Genomic DNA, 21,660 nt, shown 5'->3' on the forward strand with positions numbered 1-21,660 from the left:
GATGTGACATTCGGCCGCGCACACGGGGCGGGTCACTGGACGACGAGATCGCGACGGCGCAGCGCGCCGACCCCCGCCGTCGCCGTGAGCACCGCGAGACCCAGCAGGACCAGCAACGGCAGCACCCGCATCTCCGCGGCCGGCACCGGGGGTACGTGGACGAACGGCGACAGGTCCAGCACCGCCTGCGGCAGGTCCAGCAGGACGCCGAGCTGCCCGAGGAGCAACCACACGGCGAAGACACCCCATGCGACGCTCGAGGCGCGCCGCGGCACCACGCCCACGCACAGCACCGCCATCGCCCCCACCAGGAGAACGGCCGGGACGAACGCCAACGACGCCGGCAGCAGGTTGCCGAGCGATCCGGTGACGTCGCCGACCGTCAGACCGTACGAGACCGCCAGCGTGACGCCCGTGACGACCTGCAGCACGATCACCCCGATCGTCACCATGCCGATGTGGGCGAGCATCCACGGCACCCGGCCCAGGGCCGTCGACAGCAGCGGCTCGACCCGCCCGGATGTCTCCTCGCTGTGCGTCCGCAGCACGGCCTGCACCGCGTACCCGCTGGTGAACAACGCCATCATCAGGAAGATCATCGCGAAGTACGCGTCGGTGAGGGCCTGCGCCCCGCCGCCGAGCTGCTTCATCATGTCGGCGACGGCGCCGCCCTCGTCGAGGAAGTTGTCCATCTCGTTCGCGACGCTGCCGTACGTCGCGGCGAGAACGACGATGCCGAACGCCCACCACATCAAGGTCGTGCGCTGCACCCGCCACGCGAAGCCCCACGCGGTGGGCAGCCATGCCGCCGCGCGGTCCGGTCCCGGGCGCGGTTGCACCAGCCCGGCACCGTGGTCGCGCCGTCCGGTCAGCTCGTACGCGGACCACGTCGCCGCGACGGTGAACATCACGAACAACACCAGGATCCACCAGGCGTCCTCGTCGAACGGCCGGATCTGCTGCGCCCACCCGATCGGCGAGAGCCACGACAGCCACATGCTCGTGACGCTGACCCCGTCGGGATCGACGGTGCCGGCGCTGTCACCGACGGCGCGGAGCAGGAATGCGAACCCCAGCGCGGCACCGGCCAGTCCGTTCGCGGCCCGGGCCCCCTCGACGACCTGCGCGCTCACCGCCGCGACGGCCGCGAACGCGATCCCGGCCGCCGCCGTCGCCGCCCCGAGTGCGACGGATCCGGACAGCGGCAGTCCGAAACCCAGGGAGACGATCGCGAGCAGCAGCGCGAGCGCGACATTCGCCGCTGTGGCCACGATCAGGGCCGCCGTGAGCAGGGCACGCCGACCGACCACACTGGCGCCGACGAGCTCCGCGCGGCCGGTCTCCTCGTTCTGCCGGGTGTGCCGGACCACGGCCATCGTGCTCATCAGACCCGCCCCCAGGGCCAGGAACAGCAGGGTCTGCGCCGCGACGACCGCGCCGAGGCTGTCCCCGGAGACCAGGCCGTTGGTGGCCAGCACCACCGGCGACACGGCGGAGCTGACGGCGATGAGGTGCAGGTCCTCCTCGGTCGGATAGAGCCCCTTCAAGCTCGACACCGAGATCGCGTACACGATCGTGATCGTCACCAGCCACACCGGCAGCTGCACGCGGTCGCGGCGGGCCGCCAGACGCACCAGCCGGCCGGTGCCGACGAATGCGGCACTCATGCGCCGTCCCCGTCGCCGACGGCCGGGCGGCCGTGTGCGAGGTGCTCGCCGGGGACGTGGATGTGCTCGCCGGGCAGGTCGTCCCCGTAGTGCCGCAGGAACAGTTCCTCGAGGGTGGGTGGGGTACTGGTGAGCGACGTGATGCCGAAGTCGAGCAGCTCGCGCAGCACCGCGTCCATCCGGGCCGTGTCGACCTCGCAGCGCACCCGCAGGCCGTCGACCTGCAGGTCGTGCACCCCGGGGACCGCTTCGAGCCCGGCCACCGGGCGCACGGTGTCGGCGACCACCGACGTGCGGGTCAGGTGTCGCAGTTCGGTCAGCGTGCCGGATTCGACGGTGCGGCCCTGCCGGATGATGGTCACCCGGTCGCACAGCGCCTCGACCTCGGCGAGGACGTGGCTCGACAGCAGCACCGAGCACCCGTCGGCGACGGCCTCGCGGACGCAGTCCCGGAACACCTCGTCCTTGAGCGGGTCCAGACCCGAGGTGGGCTCGTCGAACAGGAACAACTCCACATCCGAGGCGAGCGCGGCGACGATCGCGACCTTCTGCCGGTTGCCCTTGGAGTACGTGCGGGCCTTCTTGGTGGGATCGAGCTCGAAGCGTTCGAGCAGTTCGGCACGGCGGCGTTCGTCGATGCCGCCGCGCAGGCCGGCGAGCAGGTCGATCGCCTCCCCGCCGGTGAGGTTGGGCCACAGGTTGACCTCGCCGGGTACGTACGCGAGCCGCCGGTGCAGGTCCACCGCGTTGCGCCACGGGTCGCCCCCGAGCAGTTCGACCCGGCCGGAATCCGCACGCAGCAGCCCGAGCAGAATGCGGATCGTGGTGGACTTGCCGGATCCGTTCGGGCCGAGGAATCCGTGCACCTCGCCTCGGCGGAGCTCGAGGTCGAGACCGTCGAGAGCCCGAGTGGTTCCGAACGACTTGACGAGCTGTTCCACGGAGATCGCCGTCGACATGCTGCCGAGGCTACGCCCATTCGGGGGTCCGTGTGGCGACGATCCGCACAGCGCACGGGGTCGGGTGAACCCTCGCAAATCGGTCGTTTAGGCTTCGCCGGGATCGCTGATTTTCGAGGAACGGCACCGGTCGGTGCGCTGGAGAGGTGGGGGACGTGGCCGCACGGTTCGGTCGGGGAATCCGCAATGCGTCGGTCGGCGCGGCGGCGGTGTGCGCCATCGTCGCCGGAACCGGAACCGCGGGTGCCGCACCCGTCTATCCGGTGCCGCCGGCCGATCCGTTCTACCGCGCGGCCGCCGACATCACCCACGCACCGGCCGGCGATGCGCTCGAGGTGCGGCGCGTGCCCGCACCACCCGGCATCCTCGACGTCGAGGCGTGGCAGGTGCGGTTCCGGTCGACGGATTCGACCGGCCACCCGATCCCTGCGGTGACGACGGTCCTCGCCCCCGTCGGCAAGGCTCCGGACGGTCCGCTGCTGTCGTTCCAGCACGTCATCAACGCCCTCGGCACGCACTGCGCGCCGTCGCAGACGCTGTGGACGAGCGACCCGGATCTCGCCGTCCGGGAGGCTCCGGCCCTCAACGTGGTGCTCCGGCGGGGCTGGACGGTCGCGATCCCGGACCATCTCGGACCGAACAGCGCCTACGGCGCGGCTCGCCTCGGCGGGCAGATCACCCTCGACGGCATCCGCGCGGTGCAGCAGGTACCCGAGCTGCAGCTCGCCCACAGCCCGGTCGCGCTGGCGGGGTACTCCGGCGGCGGGATGGCCACCGGGTGGGCCGCGGCACTGGCTCCGACCTACGCCCCCGACCTGAAACTGGTGGGTGCGGCGATGGGCGGGGTGCCGATGAACATCCGCAAGATGGCCGAGGCGCTCGGCGAGAACCCGCACCCCGCCTTCGGTCTGGCGTTCGCGGCCGCGCTGGGTCTCGAACGCGAGTACCCCGAACGGATGCGGATCAGCGCCGACCTGACCCCTGCGGGTGTGGCGATGCGCGACGCCCTGGCCGACGCCTGCACCAACGACATCCTCGCGCGCGGTGCCGGTGGCAGCCTGCGGCAGGTGAGCACCAATGCCCACCTGGCCGACGATGCCGACGCGGTCGCCGTCGCGGAGGAGAACAGCCTCGAGCTGTACCCGGGCGTGCCGACGGTGCCCGTGTTCGAATGGCACAGCCCCACCGACGCACTCGTCCCGGTGGACTCCATCGACGCGACGCTCGACCGCTACTGCGCCGCGGGCGCGCCGGTGCGCCGCGTCGAGACCCCCAGTCCCGACCACATGTCGGCGGCGGTGCTCGGTCTGCCGGACGCGTTCGAGTTCCTGGGCGAGCGGTTCGACGGAGCACCGGTCACCGGAACCTGCTGAGTCTGGCCTGTCACCGCACTGCGCGTCAGATCAGGCCGCGCTTGCTGGCGGCGTACACGGCCTCGGCGCGGCGGCTCACGCTCAGTTTGCGCATGATGTTGCTCACGTGGAACTTCACCGTGGTGCCCGAGATGAAAAGGCGCTCACCGATCTTGGAATTGGACAGGCCCGCAGCGAGCAGCCGCAGCACCTCGAGTTCGCGCTCGGTGAGTTGTTCCTGCGGCGTGGTCTGCCCGTTGAGGGAACGCACCACCGCCGCGGCGCTGCGCGAGTCGAAGGCACTCTCGCCGCGCGACACCGCGCGGATCGCACGCACCAGCTCGGTCGTGTCGACGTCCTTCACGACGTACCCGCGTGCCCCGGCGTGCACGGCACGCACGACCAGCTGCTCGTCGAGGAACGTGGTGAGCACCAGCAGACCCAGCCCCGGGTGGGCCGCCGACAGCTGCCCGCACAACGTCAGCCCCTCGTAGTCCGACCCGGCGGAGAGCTTCAGGTCCATCAGGACGATGTCGGGCCGGACCCGGCCCACGAGGGTGAGCGCCTCGGCCTCGTGCGAGGCCTCGCCGACCACCTCGAGGTCCGGCTCCCGCTCGAGTATCGAGCGCAGCCCCTGGCGCAGGATCGCGTGGTCGTCGACGAGGACGATGCGGACCGTGCGATTCACCGTCCCGGCCGGGGTTGCCACGTTCATCGCTGATCTCCTGTCCGCGCCGCGGGTGCCGGCGCCGCACTGTTCCCGCTGGTTCCGGTCGTCTCGTCGGCGTCCCGCTCCGCGTCGACCGCCGGTTCGGGCACCGGGATGCGCACCGCCACCCGGACCCCGCCGAGGCGGGCGCGACGCACCTCGAGAGTGCCACCGAGCTCGTGCGCGCGGGCCTGCATGTTCGCCAGCCCGCGATGGCGGCCGTCCCAGTCGTTGTCCGCGGCGAGGCGCAGCATCAGCCGCATCCGCGCCGGGTCGCCGTCCCCGTCGTCGGCGACCGACAACAGCACCGAGTCCGGCCGGTAGGTCAGCCGCAGCACCACGCGCCGGGCGTTGGCGTGCACCGCGGCGTTGAACAGCGCCTCCCCTGCGATGCGCAGCAGCGAATGTTCGGCTTCGCCCGGCAATTCGACCGGCGGGCCGCCCACCCGGACGGTGATGTCGAGTTCGCCCGGCGTGTGCGCGCTGCACAGCTGTTCGAGCATCTCCGGCAGCGACGTGCGATCCGAGTCGGACGGGTGGTTGAGCGCGTAGATCGCCGAGCGCAGCTGCTCGACCGCGCGCCGGGTGAGCTCCTTGGCCAGGTCGAGACGCTCGCCGCGCTCGGCGTCGGGAATGTCGCTGCGGCACACCTCGATCTGCATGCCGGCCGACAGCACGGCCTGGGTGACGCTGTCGTGCAGCTCCCGCGCGATGCGGTGACGTTCCTCGTCGAGCGCCTGGTGCCGATGCGCAGCACCGAGTTGCCGTTGGGTCAATTCCAGCTGGCGCAACGTCGCCTCGAGTTCGGCGTTGCGGGCCTGCAGGTCTGCCGCCGCGCGATTCGCCTCCTGGTAGGCCTGCTCGGCCCGCCCGAGCAGCAGCTGGCCCCGCTGGTAGAGCGCGGAATTCTGCAGGGCCACGGCGGTCTGGCTGGCGAGGATCGACAGCACGGCGTGGTCGGTGCCGTCGATGGTGCGGTGTTCGGGTGTCCACGCGGCGATCGCACCCGCCACCCCGCCGTCGAGGACGATGGGGACGAAGGCCCGATGGGTGTCGACGGTGGCGTCCCGGCCGATCGAGCCGGATCGGATGTCCTCGAGGCAGCGCACCACGTCGTCGGGCAGGGGTGGGCCTTCGACGTTGTCGACGAGGAACGGGGTGGCATCGGGTCCGAGGACCAGCCGGCGCGGCCCTGCGTCGGGCAGGGTCCTGTCGGTCAGGGCGAAGACCACCCAGCGGGCGCTCAGGTGGGCACGCGCGGCCTCCGCCACGGCGCAGATCAGGGTCTCGGGGCCCTCGACGGTGCGTACCAGGGCACGCGAGATCAGCTCGAGCGCGTGAACAACCCGCTCGAGACGTTCGGCGGCTCCGCGGTACTGGGGATAGAACGTGGGTTTGCCGGAACGCAGTCCGGTCAGTCGCGACAGGTCGGGAGCGGTCACAACGCCGCCCGGAACAGCGCGACCATCTGCTCGTGCGTCGCTTCGCGGGGGTTGGTGGACATGCACGCGTCGCGCAGCGCGCCCGCGGCCAGACGTTCGAGGTCGGTCGCCTGCACCCCGAGTTCCCGCAGTCCGCGCGGCACCCCGACCTCGCGGGCGAGCCGTTCGACCCGGTCCGCGACGGCGAGTGCGGCCTCCACGGCCGGACCGCGGTGCTCGTCGAGCCCGAGCGCCCGGGCGATCGCGACGAACGGCTCGGGATCGGAGGCTGCGTTGAACCGGATGACGTGCGGGAGGAGCACTCCGTTGATGACGCCGTGCGGCAGGTCGAGCAGACCCCCGACCTGGTGGCTCATCGCGTGCGCGGCACCGAGGATCGCGTTGGTGAACGCCAGGCCGGCCTCGAGGCTGGCCTGCGCCATGATCGATCGGGCCGCCATCTCCCGGGGGTCTTCGATCGTGCGTACCAGCGTGTCGGTGACGAGACCGACGGCACGCAGGGCGTGGTGGTCGGTGAGCGGGTTGTGGGCGCGGGAGACGAACGCCTCCACGCCGTGGGTCAGGGCGTCCAGCCCGGTCGCGGCGTTCAGTTCGTCCGGCATGGTGGTCAGCAGCCGCGGGTCGATCACGGTCAGGTCCGGGACGAGTGAACGACCGATGATGGTGATCTTGGTGCCTCGGACGGTGTCGGTGACGACGCAGAACTGGGAGACGTCGGCGCCCGTCCCCGACGTCGACGGCACCACCACCATCGGTGGGATCGGAGCGGCCGCCCGGTCCACACCCTCGTAGTCGAGGATGCTGCCGCCGTTGGCGGCGAGCACCGCGATGCCCTTGGCGGCGTCGATCACCGAGCCGCCACCGAGCGCGACGAGCACGTCGCAGCCGTGGACGCGGTACGTCTCGTGTCCGGCGGTGACCTCGTGGTCCTTGGGGTTGGGGGTGAGATCACCCCACACGATCGGCGTGAGGCCCTGCTCGACGAGATGACCGCGCAGCTCGTCGACCCAGCCGGCCTCGATCAGCCCCGGGTCGGTGACCAGGAGGGGCCGGACCGCGCCGAGCCGAACCGCCGCGTGCGCCGCTTCGACCAGCGATCCGATCCCGAACACGATCTCCGGGGCGTGGAACTTGGCCAGCGTCGTCGCGGTGTGCTCCGATGCGACGGCCACTGCACACTCCTGACGATCCCGACTGCTGTGATCCAGCTTACGTGGCTTCCGAGCCTAGCCCCTCCACGACGGGTCGGCACCGGACCGAACGGCAGGGGCGATACCTGCCCGATCGGGTAGGTAGGTCCGAGTGTGGCCGGGCCTCCGCGAGCCGGCCGCGGGGTGAATACGAAGTGAATGCCACCACCGCGGCCTCCCCGAAAACGGGACATATAGGATGCACGTCGCAGGGGTGGACCGGATACGCAGGAAGCAGGCTGCGCACCGGCGGAAACGACCCTGGGAGAGCATCATCGACGACCGATGGATCGTGTGGTGGCACGAGGTGGACGGCGTCACGTGGCACGTCCACGACAACGGGGCCGCGGCGCTCGACTCGGCGTACCGGGCGCTCCACTCCGACCGGCGGGTCGGGGATCCGGTCATCGAACGCCCCAACCGCACCTTGGTGCTGGGCAGTGAGTTCGCCGCATACGTCCGGGCGCGGGAAGACGCGGAGGGCCGCACGGCGATCCGCGGCACCCACCGGGTCGAGATCCGGTACCCGCTCGGCGTGGACCGGTGGATCTCGCAGGGATGGACGTCGGAACGGCTCGCACGCGCAAATTACGACGAGGCCCTCGAGCACTTCCGCCCCGACCGGGTCCGGCTCACGAAGCGCGACCCCTGACCCGGTCGCCGGCCCACCTGTCGAACTCCACGAGCGGCGCACCGCGCACGCCGGAGATCGAAGCGTGCACGACGGACATCGGCAAGAACGCCAGGACGATCAGCAACATGGCGACCTCGTACGCCACGCTGCTGCGCGGATCCGGGCTCCCGTTCAACCGGCCGCGCAGCGCGGTCCACGCGATTCCGTGGACGTTGCCGACCATGATGGCCCGTATCGCTCCGAGGATCCCCTCGGCGGCGGACTTCCCGTACACGTCCACGAGGCGATCCCACGCCTCGGCCGTGGGGTTGCCCCGGGTGTCGGCATAGTGCTGGGCGAAAAGAACCGCAGCGACCTCGGAGTCGGGAACGTCGTCGAGGACCCCGGCCAGGATGTTCCGGATCTCGGCGCTGCTCATTCCGGCCCCGAGAGCGATCTTCGTGTGGGCGTAGGAGCAGGCGCCGCAGCCGTTCACCTCGGTCACCGCCAGCATGATCCGTTCGACGAACTCGGGGCTCAACTCGGCGCGCTTCCTGGCGCCGATCAGGTGCTTCATCGATCGAACGCCCCGGTAGAAGATCCAGTAGGCCTCACGGATCGAATAGTGCTTCTTCGCGAACTGCATCGTCGTCTTCCTCAACTGCGCCCGGGATGCCCGTGTGCCGGAGCACTCTCCCGTACGGCGGCCGGCCCGCCGGCGGTGGCGTGGGCGGACGGCGCACACACACCCCGGGGGGTATTTACCGGTCCATAGTAACCACCGGCCGTTGCCCCGCCGGAGCCGGACGGGTGCACACGCTCAACGCAGTGCGTGCCCGAGTTCCGCCGCCCGCGACAGCAGCTGGGCGGCGTCCCGGGCGACGACGACGCGATCGCACTCCTCGGCGTACTCGGGCATCGCGCACGTCGCCTGCGCCCAGTAGCGCTGGGGCTCCGGGGTGATCCAGGCGAGCCGGTGCACGCGACGACGCAGGTCGGCGAGCCGGTCGACGCGGGCGGGCAGGCCGTTGCAGCGCCCGTCGCCGACGACGAGCACACTGGTGCGCGAGTCGACGATGCCCGCGTGCTCGGTGAGCAGTTCGTCGAGCACCCGGCCGTAGTCACTGCTCGCCTCGAGGTCGAGGCCGGGATGCGCCAGCACGGCCGCGAGGGCGCCGTCGCCCGTGGCGGCCAGCAGTTCCCGCGTCACATCGACGGGCCGGTCGACGAACGCCAGGACGCGGCAGCGGTGGGCCCGGCCGTGCATGGCCTGCGCCAGGCGCAGGGTGAACGCGGTGATCGGGCGCACCGACAGGGACACGTCGGCGAGGATCAGCAACCGGACCCGGTCGGGACGCGGGGCACGCACGATCAGGTGGAACGGCACCCCCTCGGTGCGCATCCCGGCACGCGCCGTGCGACGCATGTCGAGCCGGCCGCGGGTCAGCTCGCGCGGCACCGGCCGCGCCGGGCCGCGCATGCGGCGCAGCACCTCGTGGCACGCCAGCTCGATCTCGGCCCGGGACGCGACGTCTCCGGCGGTGTCGGGGGCATCGGGCTCACCGTCCGGCAGCGGACCACCGAGCCCGGCCTGCGACAGCGCCGCGACGAACGCCTCGACGGCCTCGACGAGCCGGTTCAGTTGTGCCGCGCTGAGGGGTTCGTCTGCGTGGTCGTCGCCGTAGACGCGGCGCGGGTCGTAGGCGTCGAGCCACGCGAGGATGGATTCGGGATCGTCCCACGACAGCGACCCGACGACGGCGGCACCCGGGTTCGCGGCCAGCTCGCCGACCGCTGCGGTCCCGGCCCGATCCACGTCGACGGTGTAGGTGACCCCGCGCCGGCCCGAGTCGGCGCCCGTGTCGACCGACAGTGCCGCGTCGGACGAGGTCATCGAGACGTCGTCGTCGTCCTTGTGGGGATTGAAGCCCTTGTCCGCCTCCGGGGTGTCGAAGTGGTCGCCGACCTCCGCGGCACGCTCGTTGTACTCGGCGTAGCGCGCGACCTGCGGATCGTCGTCGAGCTCGAGCGCGGTCGGCAGGGACTCGGCGAATTGCGCTCGCGGCGAGGACTTCCCGTCCGTCACGCCGGCCGCGTCCGCCGCGGCGAACAGCGCGTCGAAGGCGCGGTCGAAACCGACCTGCTCGTGCGGGTACTTCGCGCACACCGCGCGCAGGCAGGCTCGCAGCACGTCGCGGTCGCGGGCACCGACGAGCCCGAGCACGCGGCGGACCTCGATGGTCTCGGCGGGCGAGGCGGACACCCCGTGCCGCCGCAGCAGGCGGCCGAAGACGGCGGCCACCACGTCGAGAGGGTACGAGGGGTGCATCGCCGCGAGCGGTGTCACGGGCGTCGTCGCGAGCGGTGTCACCGGCATCGGGTCACCGCCGCGCGCCGATGCCGACACCGCCGCCGCCGCGCCCGCGGAACACCGCGGTGGTGGTGTTGGCCGGCCGGGAGGCGACCGTGGCCCGCTCGGGTCGCTCCCCCGCAGGTTCGGCGGTCGTCGGTGCGGTGGTCGTCGGTGCGGTGGTCGTCGGTGCGGGGGGTGGGGCGTCACCGCCGAGCCGGGCGCGGACCAGGTCGGCGTCGCCGGTGTACTTGAGCAGCGCGGCGAGCAGGATGTCCCGGATCTGCCGGAGGGAGGTGTGGTCGCCGCCGCCGCGCCGCAGCACGGTCGCGGCGCGCGCGGCGTCGATGACCTCCGAGATGGACGGGCTCTTGCGCAACGGCAGCTCCCGCAGGGTGCGGGCCAGGTCCACGACCTCGCCGGCGGTCACGGTGTCGACCTCGGGGGCCCGGGCGGTGACGATCTCGCGTTCGCGCTCGGGGGTGGGGTAGCCGACGTGGTAGTGCAGGCAGCGGCGCTTGAGGGCGGGCGAGAGTTCGCGGGTGTCGTTGGAGGTCAGGATCACCCACGGCGCGGACCGGGCCGTGAAGGTACCCACCTCGGGAATGGTGACCTGCCGCTCGGCGAGGACCTCGAGCAGCAACGCCTCCATGGATTCCTCGGTGCGGTCCACCTCGTCGACGAGGAGCACCACCGGCTCCGGAGACAGGATCGCCTCGAGCAGGGGACGCACGGCCAGGAACGTCTCGGAGTACAGGCCGAAGTCCTGCGCGGCGAGGAAGCGGGACGCGTCGGCGACGTCGGGGTAGGCGGCGAGCTGTTCGCCGATGCGGTCCCGCAGCATCTGCACGTGCAGCAGTTGCTTGGCGTAGTCCCACTCGTACAGCGCCCGGCTGTCGTCGAGACCCTCGTAGCACTGCAGCCGTACCAGCTTGCGTCCGCCGACGGCGGCGAGCGCCTTGGCCAGTTCGGTCTTGCCGACGCCGGCCGGGCCCTCGAGCAGCAGCGGCCGCTCGAGCGCGGTGGCGAGGTGGACGACGACCGCGAACTCGTCGTCGGCGATGTAGTCGTGGCGGCGCAGCGCGTCGGCGAGTTCCGGTCCGCTGGTGAAGCTGGTCATCGGTGCTCCTGTGTCGTCGGCACTCGAGGTGGGTGTGTCCGGGGCGGGTGGCCCCGCCCCGGACACGGATCGGTCGGGCGGTGGGTCAGTAGGACCGGTTGATGCAGTGGTCGACGACGGGGATCATCGACTCGACCGTCACCTCGCGCGGGTTGCCCGGCGTGCACCAGTCGCCCTGGATGTGCTCGGAGATGGCGCGCACGGTCTTCTCGTCACCCTTGATGACGTCGCCGCGGCCGGCGTACTTGCCGGTGTTCATCCGGTTCTTCTCGTACGAGTCGACGCGCACCTGGCCGAAGTTGTCGGGGATGCCGACGTCCTTGGCGAGCCGGATGGCGGCCTCGACCGCGGCGTCCGCGGCCTGGACGGTGGTCATGTTGCGGGTGTCGACACCCATCGCGGTGGCGATGCGGGCGTAGTGCTCGTAGCGCGACGGGAGGTTGTACTCCCAGACACGGGGCAGCGCGATCGCGTTGTTGAGGCCGTGGTGGCTGTCGAAGAAGGCCGACGTGGCGTGCGAGATGGAGTGGACGATGCCCAGGCCGCCCGAGTTGAAGGCCTGCGCGGCGATGTACTGGGCGTTCATCATGCCCTCGCGTGCCTTGAGGTTGCGCGGCTCGAAGGTGGCCTCACGCAGGTGCTTGGCGACGAGCTCGATCGAGTACAGGGCGTTGCCGAGCGACGGGGCGAAGTCCAGCCGCGAGACGTACGGCTCGGAACCGTGGGCGAGGACGTCGAAGCCGCAGTACGCGGTGAAGTGCTGCGGGCAGGTGTAGTACAGCAGCGGGTCGTCGATGGCGAGGGTGACGATCGTGGCTTCGTCGAAGCCGACCCACTTGTGCGGGTGGTCCATGTCGGAGGTGTCGGTGATGACGTAGGCCCAGGAGGTCTCCGAGCCGGTGCCGGCGGTGGTGGAGACGGCGATGTGCGGCGGGTTCTCCTTGTTGGTGGACTTGGCGAAGCCCTCGAACTCGTTGATGTTGCGGCCGTCGTGGGCGATGACGACGCGGGCGCCCTTGGCGGCGTCGTGGCTCGAGCCGCCGCCGACGGAGATGATGGAGTCGCACTTCTCCTGCTGGTAGAGGGCGGCGGCCTCCATGACGTTGTAGTCCTTGGGGTTGGACTCGACCTTGTCGTACAGGACGACCTCGACACCCTGGTACTCGATCTTGCCGATCAGCTCTTCGATGATGCCCGAACCGCGCAGACCGGTCGTCATCAGCAGGGTGCGCTTGAAGCCCAGGTTCTTCGCCTCGACACCGATGATGTCGTGGGCACCGACACCCATCAGTGCCCGCGGGAAGGGGTGGAACTCCTTGATGGGGAAGTCCCAGATCTGGTTGAGTTCGATGGCCATCGCGTCTCTCCTGATGTGTCGGCCGGAAGTGGTGGTTCGAATGCGGCGTCCGGTGTGACCGGCGTCTCTTCGCTTCTCCACCTTCGGTCTCGATCACGCCCACGGAAAGGCCTTCGGGCCCGAACCGTCCGGTCGCGGCACCGAAGCCGTCCGGTCGAGCGGGGCGGCCTGCCCGATCGGGCAGGGGTCCGTTCCCGCTGATCGGGAGCCGACCGCAGGCCGACGCGCCCCGTCCCGGTAGCGTCGTGTTGCTGATAACCTGGAACTAGAACGCGTTCTAGATTGCTTCACCCGCACCACGGAAGGACCGACCTGGCCATGACGACAGTCGAGGTGCCGCACGGCTCGCGATCCGCGATCCTGACCGTCTCCGCAGTCATCGAGGAGACGCCGGACTCGCGCTCGATCGTCTTCGACGTGCCGGCCGAGCTCCAGGACAAGTTCGCGTACAAGCCCGGACAGTTCCTGACCCTGCGCATTCCGAGCGAGCAGACCGGCTCCGTGGCCCGCTGCTACTCGCTGGCCAGCTCCCCGTACACCGACGACGCCCCCAAGGTCACGGTCAAGCGGACCGTCGACGGCTACGGGTCCAACTGGCTGTGCGACCGGATCTCCGCCGGCGACCGCATCGAGGTCCTGCCGCCGTCGGGCGTCTTCACCCCGAAGTCGCTCGACCACGACTTCCTGCTGTTCGGCGCGGGCAGCGGCATCACCCCGGTCGTCTCGATCCTCAAGTCGGCCCTGACCCAGGGCTCCGGGAAGGTCGTGCTGGTCTACGCCAACCGCGACGAGGCGTCGGTCATCTTCGCCGAGGAGCTGCGCGCCCTGGCCGAGAAGTACCCGACCCGCCTGACCGTCGTGCACTGGCTCGAGTCCGTGCAGGGCCTGCCGTCCGCCGAGCAGCTCGCCACCCTGGCGGCTCCGTTCAGCAGCCACGAGGCGTTCATGTGCGGCCCCGGCCCGTTCATGGATGCCGTGCACCGGGCGCTGCAGATCGCGGGCATGCCGCGCACGCAGGTGCACGCGGAGGTGTTCAACTCCCTCGCGGGAGACCCGTTCGCCGACCACACGCCCCTCGAGGTGAGCGACGAGGAGGCGGCCGACGCCGCGACGGTGGAGGTCGAGCTGGACGGGGAAACCCACACGATTCCGTGGCCGCGCTCGCAGACCCTCGTCGACATCATGCTCTCCAAGGGACTCGACGTGCCCTACTCCTGCCAGGAAGGCGAGTGCGGCTCGTGTGCGTGCACCGTCCTCGACGGCAAGGTCGAGATGGAGCACTGCGAGATCCTCGACCCCGAGGACATCGAGGCAGGCTACGTCCTCGGCTGCCAGGCCCGCCCGGTGACGGACACCGTCAAGATCGTCTTCTGAGACGTCGCCGGTCCTCGTCTCAGCGGACGAGGACCGGCGTCTCCACCCGGTGGACGCCCGGCTTTCGTGGGCCGCGCAGCGCCACACCCGCCCCGGCGCCGAGCGCGAGCACGATCACGGCGCCGCCGTAGCCCAGCGTCGTCGCGGTGAGCCCGTACACGCCGGCCGCGAGGCCCGCGATCACCGCCGGCACGGAGAACGCGAGGTAGCAGACGACGAACGTGGTGGCGAACAGGCGCCCGCGCTCGTGTGGCGCCGCAAGGGCGCCGATGACGTTCATCGCTCCCAGGAACGCCGCGCCCCAGCCGAAGCCCGCGACGGCGGTACCGGCGAAGTAGGCGACGGCCCACCCGCCGAGCACGGCGGTCACGACGACGCCCACGCCGGCGGCCAGGATCACGGTCCCCGCGACGACGACGCGCCGCGGATCGAAGCCGCGCAGCATCGTCGCCGCCACCGAACCGGAGGCGAAGAGCGTGCAGATCGCCAGACCGGCGACGAGGCGGTTGCCGATCCCGAAGACCGTACCCACGATCGACGGCCCGAGGGACATGTAGAGCCCGCCGAGCGACCACGCCGACAGCAGGCCCGGCAGGATCACCAGGTACGGGCCCCGCACCCCGGCCGGCACGGACGCGCTCGGCAGCAGGCTGCGCAGCGCGGCCCCGCGGGACGCGAAGCCCGGCGCGGGCACCCGGTCGGGGACGAAGACGAGCACGACGGCCAGCGACAGCGCGATCACGACGACGAGGACGTAGACCAGCACGGTGGGAAAGGGCGCGAACTGCACGAGCAGCCCCGCCCCGGCCGCACCGAGGGCGAGCCCGAGCGACGGCGCGACACTGTTGACGAAGGATCCGAGCCGGGGGCTCGGTTGCAGGTCGATCACGGCGGCGCTCACGGCGCCGGTGGCGGCCCCGACCGCGAGGCCTTGCAGCACCCGGGCCAGGACGAGCCAGCCCACGTCGTCGGCGAGGACGAACACGCCCATGCTCACCACGAGCAGCAGCAGCGCCCCGATCAGCACGGGCCGGCGGCCGACGTGATCGGAGATCGAGCCGATCGTCAGCAGGGTGGCGAGCAGGGCCAGGGCGTACACGGCGAAGACGGCGGTCAGCATCCCCGGCGAGAAGCCCCACTGCTGCTGGTACAGCGGGTAGAGCGGGGAGGGAGCGGACGACGACGCGGTGAGCAGGAAGCTGGCCGTGCCGACCGCCAGGAAACCGTGACGGCGTGGCAGGGAGCGACCCGGCGTCGACTCCGGCATCGGACCTCCTCGGAACTCGTGGGAACGGTCGACAGTTCGTTGACCAAGGCAACGAACTAGTGGAACATGCCGCCCTCGGCGATCATTCCCCGCCCGGTCACTTCCCGGTAAAAACCGCCTCTCACCTGCGCTCGAGTGTTATCGCAGTGCAACGTCCCGGCCGTTGACCGACCGGTCGATCAGGTCTATACCGAAGGCAGGACCCGATACGCACGAGGAGGCTCGACATGTTCTCCGACAGCCGGCTACAGGACTACGTGGCCGTGATCCTGGGCGTCTTCACCGCCCTGTCCCCCCTGTGGGTCACCACCGACACCACGACGACGTGGACCCTCGTCGTTCTCGGCGTGCTGATCGCGCTGACCGGACTCGCGCAGATCGTCCGGCCCACGATGGCAGCGATCGACTACGCGATGGGTGTGCTCGGCGTGCTGTTGTTCCTGTCCCCCTGGGTCATGGGCTACACCGAGTACAGCGGTGCATCCTGGACGGCCTGGGTGGTGGGCGTGCTCACCGTGGTCGTCGCGGTAGCAGCGCTGCCCGCGATGAACGCCCGGATGCACGGACACGGCGGACTGGCCACGCACCACTGATCACACACCCCGCGTCACACACCCCGCGGACGGCCGGCATGCCGGCCGTCCGCCCACGCCCCTGGCGCCGTCACATTCCCGCCCGTGCCCCCGGAGGTGAACGCCATGAGCACCCCGGGCTCGAAACCGCCGCGCCGTCGCGCCCGGCGGGACAACGCCGCGCGCGTGCACATCCTCGACGCCGCCGAAACCCTCTTCGCCGCCCACGGCTTCGACGCCACCTCGACGACGGCGATCGCCGTCGCCGCGGATGTACCCAAGGGACTGATCTTCTACTACTTCCCCACCAAGGAGTCGATCCTCGAGACACTCGTTGCCGAGCGGCTGCCCGCCGAACCGATCCAGGACGTCACCGGCCTCGTCTCCCCCGGCGACCCGGCGGCCAGTCTCGTCAACCTCGACGCCGCCCTCGACCTGCGTACCCACCACTCCTCGCTGCTCCGGGTGATCTGGCGTGAGGCCGAGAGCCACCCCGGACTGCGCGTCCCGCTGCGCCGGCTGCGGACCTCCCTCCAGGAGGCCACCATGCGGGTCCTGCAGGCCAGCGTGCCCGGCCCGATACAACCGGGCACCCTGCGGGCCTGCGCGACGACGTGGGTGTCGGCCATGTTCTCCGCTGCCACGGTCGACCGGCTGTTCGGTCTCGACGGCACCTCCCCCGACGAGCTCTGGGGCGTCGCGCGCCTCGTCGCCGCGGGCATGACCGGGATGGGCTGAGCGGGACGGCCGGTCAGCGCGTCTCGGCGCGTGGAGCCTCGTCGCCGGGCAGCCCCGCGGTCGGGTCGCCGATGCCGTCGACGAGCCGCCGGCCCGCCGGGTAGCCGAGGGCGCCGGGGGGCAGCTCGCCGGGCCTGCCGCTCAGGAACACCTCGACCCGCCCGCTGCCCGCCCACGGCCGGCCGAGGGCGTCGATGCGCCGCAGCGTCTGCGCCGCCACCGCTTCGGCGCTGTCGAACAGCCGTACCCCGGGCGGTAGGTGCGCGGCGATGACGTCGGCGACGAGGGGGTAGTGGGTACAGCCGAGGACGACACCACCCACGTCGGGCGGGGTGCGCTGCGCCGCCGCCGCGATGGCCGTGGCCGCGGCGGTGGTGTCGCCGCGGTCGATGGCGTCGGCGAGCCCGTGACAGGCCACCCCCACCACCGTGCGGTCGCCGGCGAACCGGGCGACGAGGTCGGCCTGGTATCGGCTGGCGGTGGTCGCGGCGGTGGCCCAGATCGCCACCGACTCGCACGCCGCGGCGGCCGGCTTGATCGCCGGCACGGTTCCGATCACCGGGATCTCGTCGCCGAGGGCCTCGCGCACATGCTCGAGCGCGGTCACCGAGGCCGTGTTGCACGGCAGGACGACCACCTCGGCACCCCGGGTCACGGCCCGCTCCGCGGTGCGCACGACCCGGTCGATCACCCAGTCCCCGGGCTTCGGGCCCCACGGGGCGCCGTCCGGGTCCATCGACAGCATCAGGTCCAGCTCGGGACGCAATCGGCGCAGCCAGGCAGACGTCGGCAGCAGGCCGAGACCCGAGTCGATGAGCGCAACGATCACCCTACGAATCTAGCGTTCGCCGACGCGGCGGCTACGACGTGGGCGCGAGGATCTCCGTGATCGGTGCGCCCGCGGCGATCTTCCCGCGCATCTTCATCACCTGCCCGGGCAGTCCCGCGCCGACCACCCCCGTGAGACGGCCGTCGCGTTCGTAGTAGGCGAGGAACTTGCGGCCGTCGTCGCGCACCACGTGCACGGTGTCGTCGGCCCGGATCGCTCCGAGCGCCTGGATCTTCACGTCGTACTGATCGCTCCAGAAGTACGGCACCTGCGCGACCGGATCGACACCGGAGCCGAGCAGAGCGCCGGCGAGCACCTTCGCCTGCTCACCGGCGTTCGTCCAGTGCTCGAGCCGCGCGCGGCGGCCGTCCGAGACCTCCCATGCCGCGACGTCGCCGACCGCCCACACGTGCGGGACGGACGTGCGGCCCACGCCGTCGCACACCACCCCGTCGTCCACGCGCACGCCCGAACCGTCGAGCCAGTCGGTGACCGGCACCGAGCCGATACCGACGACGACCACGTCCACGTCGAGTTCGGTGCCGTCACCGAGGACTGCCCCGGTGACCCGGCCGTCGCCGCGTACTTCCCGCACCCCGACGCCCGTGCGGACCTCGACGCCCTCCTCGGTGTGCAGCCGGGCGACCAGCGCGCCCACCCGCTCGCCGAGCACGGACGCGAGCGGGGTGGCCTGCGGCTCGACCAGCACCACGTCCATGCCCCGCCCCCGCAGGCTCGCCGCGACCTCGCACCCGATGAACCCCGCGCCGACGATCAGCGCCCGCCCGCCCGGGACGATCCCCGCGCGCAGGGCCCGGCTGTCGTCCAACGACCGCAGCACGTGCACTCCGGCGAGCCCGTCCGTGCCGGGCAGCGGCCTCGGCCGCAGTCCGGTGGCGATGATCAGCTCGTCGAAGCCGACGCTCTGCCCGTCGGACAGGGCGAAGGTGCGGGTCGCGGGGTCGAGCTCCCGCGCCCGCACGCCCAGCCGCAGCTCGATGCGCTGTTCGTCGAAGAACTCCCGGGGCCGCAGCGTGGTGTCGTCGGTGCCGCCCCGGACGACCTCCTTCGACAGCGGCGGCCGGTCGTAGGGCAGGTGCGGTTCGTCGCCGATCAGGACGAGCTCCCCGTCGAATTCGCCGCGACGCAGTTCCTCGGCGGCGCGCACCCCCGCCAGTCCGGCCCCGACCACGACGATCCGCTGTACTCCCGTCACACCCACCCGCTGCGCCCTCTCCTCCGGCAGTGACCCACGCCACCACAATCCGTGCAACTGTTTTACCAAATCCGGGGATTCCCGGACAGGGCGTCCTTCGCGCGAGCCGCGCACCCCGTACCCGCCGGGAGTTACTAGAGTCGGAAGGGACAGAACTTCATCCGGCAGGCCGACGAGGAGCCCCCATGACCAGCGACAGCGGCGCAGGCATCAGCCGCGTGCAGTTCGGCAGCGGAATCGCTCCGGGGCCGGTCGACACCCAGGGGCGCACCATCATCGCCGACGCGGTCGTGGCGAAGATCGCCGGAATCGCGACCCGCGAGATCAGCGGTGTCTACGACGTCGGCGCCGGCACCGCACGAGTGGTCGGGGCGCTGCGGGACCGCATCCCCGGCGCGCGGATCAACCACGGCCAGGGCGTCGCCGTGGAGGTCGGGGAGAAACAGGCCGCGATCGACATCGGCATCGTCGCCGAATACGGCGTGGCCCTGCACGAACTCGCGGTCGCGATCCGCCACAACGTGATCGCCGCCGTCGAACGGATGACCGGCCTCGAGGTCACCGAAGTCAACATCACCGTCTTCGACGTCGTGCTGTTCGACGAGGCCACGGGCGTCGCCGACGACCTGAAACCCCGCGTCCAGTGACCACTCCCGCCGAGCCCGCAGAACTGGCCGCGGCCGCCGCCCTCGAGGTGCCCGGCGTCGCCGACCTGCACGGCGGAGCCTTCGGCGAGGTCGCGACATATCTGCCGGGCCGGCGTGTCACCGGGATCCGCCTCGGTGCGGACACGTGCGCGGTCCACATCGTCGTCGAGTACCCGGCCGACCTGTACGCCGTCGCGGCCGCGGTCCGGGACCGGCTCGGGCCGCTGGTCGGCGTCCCCGTCGACGTGACCATCGAAGACCTGCGGATCCCGTCGCCCGACGGTGAGCACCCGACCAGTGAGGTGACCCCATGAACCACACCCCTGTCAGCAACACCGCCGTCGGACTCCTGGCGGGCCTGCTCCTCGCCCTCGCCGGCATCCTCGGCGGCTTCAGCGGTCTGCTGTTCGGCATCCTGCTCGGCGCCGTCGGCATGGTGATCGGCGCCCACCGGGACGGCCTCCTCGACCTGGGCGCCCTGCTGCGGAGCCGGGGCCGTGGCTGACTCCACGCCCACCGAGCCGGAGACCCTGCCGTCCCGGGCCGGCGCCGACGCCGTCGCCCCCGAGACGGTCGACCCCGTCGGGCACCGCGGACAGCTGGTGATCAAGGACCGCGCCGTCGAGCGGATCGCCGCGGCCGCCGCACTCCAGGTGCCCGGGGTGACCCGCCAGCGCGGCGGACTCAGCCTGTTCACCGGGCGGGACCTGCCCCGCGCCGACGTCACCACCGGCGGCGGCGCCGTCGCGGTCAACCTGTACATCGCGGCCGAATGGCCCTACGACGCCGCCGCCCTCACCCGGCGGGTGCACGACGCCGTCGACCGTCAACTCCACGAGCTGACCGGTCTGCCGGTGCACGAACTCAACGTCCTCGTCGCCGCGACGTCCGTCGCGGAGCCGGCCGAGCGCAACGAACCGTCGGTGCCGGTCGAGTACACCGAGGCCGACATCGTCGCCCGGACCGAGTACCGGGCTCCGGTCCCGGTCGTCGCGCCGTTGCCGCCCCTCGCCCACCCGGCCGCGGCGCCGGCGGCCGCGCTCATCGCCGTGGGGGCACTCGCGCTCGCGTTCGCCGCGGCCCGGGAACTGCTCATCGTCCGCGGCACGTACGCGGGCGCACCGTGGCTGCGCAACTCCTTCGAGTGGTTCGGCCGGCTGCACTGGCAGAGCTGGATCGCACCCGTCGCCGCGACCCTGGTCCTGCTGGGGGTCGTGCTCGTGGTGGTGGCCGTCAAGCCGCGTCGCCGCACGCACGTGCCGCTGCAGGTCTCCGGACCGGTCCCCACGGTGTGGATGCGCCGAACCGACCTGGCCCGGATGTGCAGCGCCCACGCGTCGACACTGCCCGGAGTGCACACGGCCCGCACCGTCGTCGATCGCCGTCGCGCGCTGGTCAGCATCGTGGGGTCGGGTGAGGAGTCGACCGCCGATCTGGTCGCCGCGGTCCGGGGCGCGGTGGCCCCGAACCTGGCACTGCTCGCCGAGCCGATCACGCTCGTGGTGCAGGTGCACCGACCGAGGACGGCACGATGAAGCTGCGCACCGTCCTGGTCAACCGCTTGCTCACGTTCGCCGTGGGCGCCGCGCTGCTCGGCGCCGGGGCGTTCGCCCTGGCCTGGGTCTGGCAGGTGCGTTTCGCCCGCGAATGGCTGGCCCGCCTGGACCGCCCCCGCATCATCGACGTCCCCGACCAGTCCTGGTGGGAGGGGGCGCTGTGGACCGCCGTGGCCGTGGGCGTGACGATCGGGATCGTGCTCCTGGCGGTCAACTTCTCCCGGCGCCGGACGTCGCGGGTGCAGCTGTACGACGAGGTCACCGAGGCCACTCTGGCCGTGGAACTCGGACCGGTGGCCGACGGTGTCGCCGGCGAACTGGCGGCCCTGCCCGGTGTGCGGGCCACCCGCAGCCGGGCCGTCGTCGAACGCCACTTGCCGACCCTGTCGATCACGGTGTACGCGGACCCGAACATCGACGTCGCCGACTTCACCGCCCGTGCCGAGGAAACCGCCGAGCGGGCCGCCCGCGCCCTGGGCGGGGCCCGGGTGGCGACGCAGGTCCTGCTGCACCTGGATCCGGCTCACCCCGAACCGGCCGCGTAGCCCGGTCGGTCGTCTCCCGGGCCGCCCACCGAGCCGAGCGAATGTGCCGCTCACCTCGTCGGACTCGGCGATACTTCCGCTCGATCCCGGAAACGCCGAACGGCGCCCACCCCGAGGGATGGACGCCGTCCGACGTCAGCGAGAACTAGCTCACTTG

Annotated in this window: 22 protein-coding genes; 10 read left to right on the top strand and 12 right to left on the bottom strand. The window is 71.6% G+C overall.

Translation table 11 applies throughout. The features are described from left to right. Nucleotides 1–32: 32 nt before the first annotated feature. On the bottom strand, nt 33–1,667 hold the full coding sequence (locus tag F1734_RS19430) for an ABC transporter permease (RefSeq protein WP_017679993.1): 1,635 nt from the start codon (nt 1,665–1,667) through the stop codon (nt 33–35). Next, nucleotides 1,664–2,626: an ABC transporter ATP-binding protein gene (locus F1734_RS19435; RefSeq protein WP_010591957.1), complete on the bottom strand. Its 963-nt coding sequence runs from the start codon at nt 2,624–2,626 to the stop codon at nt 1,664–1,666. The genes F1734_RS19430 and F1734_RS19435 overlap by 4 nt, the downstream gene beginning before the upstream one ends. A gap of 155 nt (nt 2,627–2,781) precedes the next feature. Between F1734_RS19435 and F1734_RS19440 the strand changes: the two genes are divergently transcribed. Then, nucleotides 2,782–3,999 (top strand): lipase family protein, encoded by a 1,218-nt coding sequence (locus tag F1734_RS19440; protein ID WP_043804041.1) that lies wholly within the window; start codon nt 2,782–2,784, stop codon nt 3,997–3,999. A 25-nt stretch (nt 4,000–4,024) separates the two neighbouring features. Here F1734_RS19440 and F1734_RS19445 read toward each other — a convergent pair whose 3' ends face one another. From F1734_RS19445 to F1734_RS19455, 3 genes are read right to left on the bottom strand one after another with little or no spacing between them, the layout of a single operon-like run. After that, nucleotides 4,025–4,693 carry a MadR family response regulator transcription factor gene (locus F1734_RS19445; protein ID WP_010591960.1) on the bottom strand — a complete coding sequence of 223 codons (669 nt, stop codon included), beginning with the start codon at nt 4,691–4,693 and terminating at the stop codon, nt 4,025–4,027. Continuing rightward, nucleotides 4,690–6,129: a MadS family sensor histidine kinase gene (locus F1734_RS19450; RefSeq protein WP_010591961.1), complete on the bottom strand. Its 1,440-nt coding sequence runs from the start codon at nt 6,127–6,129 to the stop codon at nt 4,690–4,692. The genes F1734_RS19445 and F1734_RS19450 overlap by 4 nt, the downstream gene beginning before the upstream one ends. Then, nucleotides 6,126–7,301: an iron-containing alcohol dehydrogenase gene (locus tag F1734_RS19455; RefSeq protein ID WP_010591962.1), complete on the bottom strand. Its 1,176-nt coding sequence runs from the start codon at nt 7,299–7,301 to the stop codon at nt 6,126–6,128. The genes F1734_RS19450 and F1734_RS19455 overlap by 4 nt, the downstream gene beginning before the upstream one ends. A gap of 217 nt (nt 7,302–7,518) precedes the next feature. On the opposite strand from F1734_RS19455, the gene F1734_RS19460 reads away from it, so the two are divergent. Then, a complete protein-coding gene (locus tag F1734_RS19460) occupies nt 7,519–7,971 on the top strand; it encodes a hypothetical protein (protein ID WP_238423988.1) in 453 nt (150 codons plus the stop codon). Here the strand turns inward: F1734_RS19460 and F1734_RS19465 are convergent. The 4 genes from F1734_RS19465 to mdo all read right to left on the bottom strand — a co-directional run bounded on the left by F1734_RS19465 (nt 7,952) and on the right by mdo (nt 12,759). After that, nucleotides 7,952–8,578 carry a carboxymuconolactone decarboxylase family protein gene (locus tag F1734_RS19465; protein WP_017679995.1) on the bottom strand — a complete coding sequence of 209 codons (627 nt, stop codon included), beginning with the start codon at nt 8,576–8,578 and terminating at the stop codon, nt 7,952–7,954. The genes F1734_RS19460 and F1734_RS19465 overlap by 20 nt on opposite strands. A 174-nt stretch (nt 8,579–8,752) precedes the next feature. Further along, nucleotides 8,753–10,309, bottom strand: coding sequence for a MadC family VWA domain-containing protein (madC, locus tag F1734_RS19470; RefSeq protein WP_048773962.1), 1,557 nt, complete (start codon nt 10,307–10,309; stop codon nt 8,753–8,755). Nucleotides 10,310–10,313: 4 nt separating this feature from the next. Beyond that, nucleotides 10,314–11,402 (bottom strand): MadB family AAA-type ATPase, encoded by a 1,089-nt coding sequence (locus tag F1734_RS19475; RefSeq protein WP_099528012.1) that lies wholly within the window; start codon nt 11,400–11,402, stop codon nt 10,314–10,316. 85 nt (nt 11,403–11,487) lie between these two features. Continuing rightward, on the bottom strand, nt 11,488–12,759 hold the full coding sequence (gene mdo / locus F1734_RS19480; RefSeq protein WP_010591966.1) for an NDMA-dependent methanol dehydrogenase: 1,272 nt from the start codon (nt 12,757–12,759) through the stop codon (nt 11,488–11,490). Between the two features lie 318 nt (nt 12,760–13,077). Here mdo and F1734_RS19485 point away from each other — a divergent pair, with 318 nt between their 5' ends. Next, complete coding sequence (locus F1734_RS19485) at nt 13,078–14,133, top strand: ferredoxin--NADP reductase (protein WP_010591967.1); 1,056 nt, start codon at nt 13,078–13,080, stop codon at nt 14,131–14,133. A gap of 19 nt (nt 14,134–14,152) precedes the next feature. Here F1734_RS19485 and F1734_RS19490 read toward each other — a convergent pair whose 3' ends face one another. Continuing rightward, nucleotides 14,153–15,400 carry an MFS transporter gene (locus F1734_RS19490; protein WP_017679998.1) on the bottom strand — a complete coding sequence of 416 codons (1,248 nt, stop codon included), beginning with the start codon at nt 15,398–15,400 and terminating at the stop codon, nt 14,153–14,155. Nucleotides 15,401–15,627: 227 nt separating this feature from the next. Between F1734_RS19490 and F1734_RS19495 the strand changes: the two genes are divergently transcribed. Beyond that, on the top strand, nt 15,628–15,993 hold the full coding sequence (locus F1734_RS19495) for an SPW repeat domain-containing protein (protein ID WP_010591969.1): 366 nt from the start codon (nt 15,628–15,630) through the stop codon (nt 15,991–15,993). Nucleotides 15,994–16,098: 105 nt separating this feature from the next. Then, nucleotides 16,099–16,710, top strand: a complete 612-nt coding sequence (locus F1734_RS19500; RefSeq protein WP_010591970.1) for a TetR/AcrR family transcriptional regulator — start codon at nt 16,099–16,101, stop codon at nt 16,708–16,710. Nucleotides 16,711–16,723: 13 nt separating this feature from the next. On the opposite strand, the gene F1734_RS19505 is transcribed toward F1734_RS19500, so the two are convergent. After that, nucleotides 16,724–17,539: a glutamate racemase gene (locus F1734_RS19505; protein WP_010591971.1), complete on the bottom strand. Its 816-nt coding sequence runs from the start codon at nt 17,537–17,539 to the stop codon at nt 16,724–16,726. A 31-nt stretch (nt 17,540–17,570) separates the two neighbouring features. Then, nucleotides 17,571–18,761, bottom strand: a complete 1,191-nt coding sequence (locus F1734_RS19510; RefSeq protein WP_203010953.1) for an NAD(P)/FAD-dependent oxidoreductase — start codon at nt 18,759–18,761, stop codon at nt 17,571–17,573. A 179-nt stretch (nt 18,762–18,940) separates the two neighbouring features. Here F1734_RS19510 and F1734_RS19515 point away from each other — a divergent pair, with 179 nt between their 5' ends. From F1734_RS19515 to F1734_RS19535, 5 genes are read left to right on the top strand one after another with little or no spacing between them, the layout of a single operon-like run. Continuing rightward, on the top strand, nt 18,941–19,402 hold the full coding sequence (locus F1734_RS19515) for an Asp23/Gls24 family envelope stress response protein (protein WP_010591973.1): 462 nt from the start codon (nt 18,941–18,943) through the stop codon (nt 19,400–19,402). After that, entirely contained in the window at nt 19,399–19,716 is a 318-nt protein-coding gene (locus tag F1734_RS19520) for an Asp23/Gls24 family envelope stress response protein (protein WP_010591974.1), read from the top strand. Before F1734_RS19515 ends, F1734_RS19520 begins: the two co-directional genes overlap by 4 nt. Further along, nucleotides 19,713–19,907, top strand: coding sequence for a hypothetical protein (locus tag F1734_RS19525; protein ID WP_010591975.1), 195 nt, complete (start codon nt 19,713–19,715; stop codon nt 19,905–19,907). The genes F1734_RS19520 and F1734_RS19525 overlap by 4 nt, the downstream gene beginning before the upstream one ends. Further along, nucleotides 19,900–20,937 (top strand): DUF6286 domain-containing Asp23/Gls24 family envelope stress response protein, encoded by a 1,038-nt coding sequence (locus F1734_RS19530; protein WP_010591976.1) that lies wholly within the window; start codon nt 19,900–19,902, stop codon nt 20,935–20,937. Before F1734_RS19525 ends, F1734_RS19530 begins: the two co-directional genes overlap by 8 nt. Continuing rightward, nucleotides 20,934–21,503, top strand: a complete 570-nt coding sequence (locus tag F1734_RS19535) for an Asp23/Gls24 family envelope stress response protein (RefSeq protein WP_010591977.1) — start codon at nt 20,934–20,936, stop codon at nt 21,501–21,503. Before F1734_RS19530 ends, F1734_RS19535 begins: the two co-directional genes overlap by 4 nt. The last annotated feature ends 157 nt before the right edge of the window (nt 21,504–21,660 follow it).

The sequence above is a fragment of the Rhodococcus ruber genome (assembly GCF_016804345.1).
GTDB classification, from domain to species: Bacteria; Actinomycetota; Actinomycetes; order Mycobacteriales; family Mycobacteriaceae; genus Rhodococcus; species Rhodococcus ruber.

What these genes read in the sequence shown, in the direction of transcription:
- F1734_RS19500 (WP_010591970.1), top strand. Translation starts at nt 16,099, where the DNA reads ATGAGCACCCCGGGCTCGAAACCGCCGCGCCGTCGCGCCCGGCGGGAC.
- F1734_RS19460 (WP_238423988.1), top strand. Translation starts at nt 7,519, where the DNA reads ATGCACGTCGCAGGGGTGGACCGGATACGCAGGAAGCAGGCTGCGCAC.
- F1734_RS19465 (WP_017679995.1), bottom strand. Translation starts at nt 8,578, where the DNA reads ATGCAGTTCGCGAAGAAGCACTATTCGATCCGTGAGGCCTACTGGATC.
- F1734_RS19475 (WP_099528012.1), bottom strand. Translation starts at nt 11,402, where the DNA reads ATGACCAGCTTCACCAGCGGACCGGAACTCGCCGACGCGCTGCGCCGC.
- F1734_RS19535 (WP_010591977.1), top strand. Translation starts at nt 20,934, where the DNA reads ATGAAGCTGCGCACCGTCCTGGTCAACCGCTTGCTCACGTTCGCCGTG.
- mdo (WP_010591966.1), bottom strand. Translation starts at nt 12,759, where the DNA reads ATGGCCATCGAACTCAACCAGATCTGGGACTTCCCCATCAAGGAGTTC.
- F1734_RS19515 (WP_010591973.1), top strand. Translation starts at nt 18,941, where the DNA reads ATGACCAGCGACAGCGGCGCAGGCATCAGCCGCGTGCAGTTCGGCAGC.
- madC (WP_048773962.1), bottom strand. Translation starts at nt 10,309, where the DNA reads ATGCCGGTGACACCGCTCGCGACGACGCCCGTGACACCGCTCGCGGCG.
- F1734_RS19495 (WP_010591969.1), top strand. Translation starts at nt 15,628, where the DNA reads ATGTTCTCCGACAGCCGGCTACAGGACTACGTGGCCGTGATCCTGGGC.
- F1734_RS19430 (WP_017679993.1), bottom strand. Translation starts at nt 1,667, where the DNA reads ATGAGTGCCGCATTCGTCGGCACCGGCCGGCTGGTGCGTCTGGCGGCC.
- F1734_RS19435 (WP_010591957.1), bottom strand. Translation starts at nt 2,626, where the DNA reads ATGTCGACGGCGATCTCCGTGGAACAGCTCGTCAAGTCGTTCGGAACC.
- F1734_RS19485 (WP_010591967.1), top strand. Translation starts at nt 13,078, where the DNA reads ATGACGACAGTCGAGGTGCCGCACGGCTCGCGATCCGCGATCCTGACC.
- F1734_RS19525 (WP_010591975.1), top strand. Translation starts at nt 19,713, where the DNA reads ATGAACCACACCCCTGTCAGCAACACCGCCGTCGGACTCCTGGCGGGC.
- F1734_RS19490 (WP_017679998.1), bottom strand. Translation starts at nt 15,400, where the DNA reads ATGCCGGAGTCGACGCCGGGTCGCTCCCTGCCACGCCGTCACGGTTTC.
- F1734_RS19445 (WP_010591960.1), bottom strand. Translation starts at nt 4,693, where the DNA reads ATGAACGTGGCAACCCCGGCCGGGACGGTGAATCGCACGGTCCGCATC.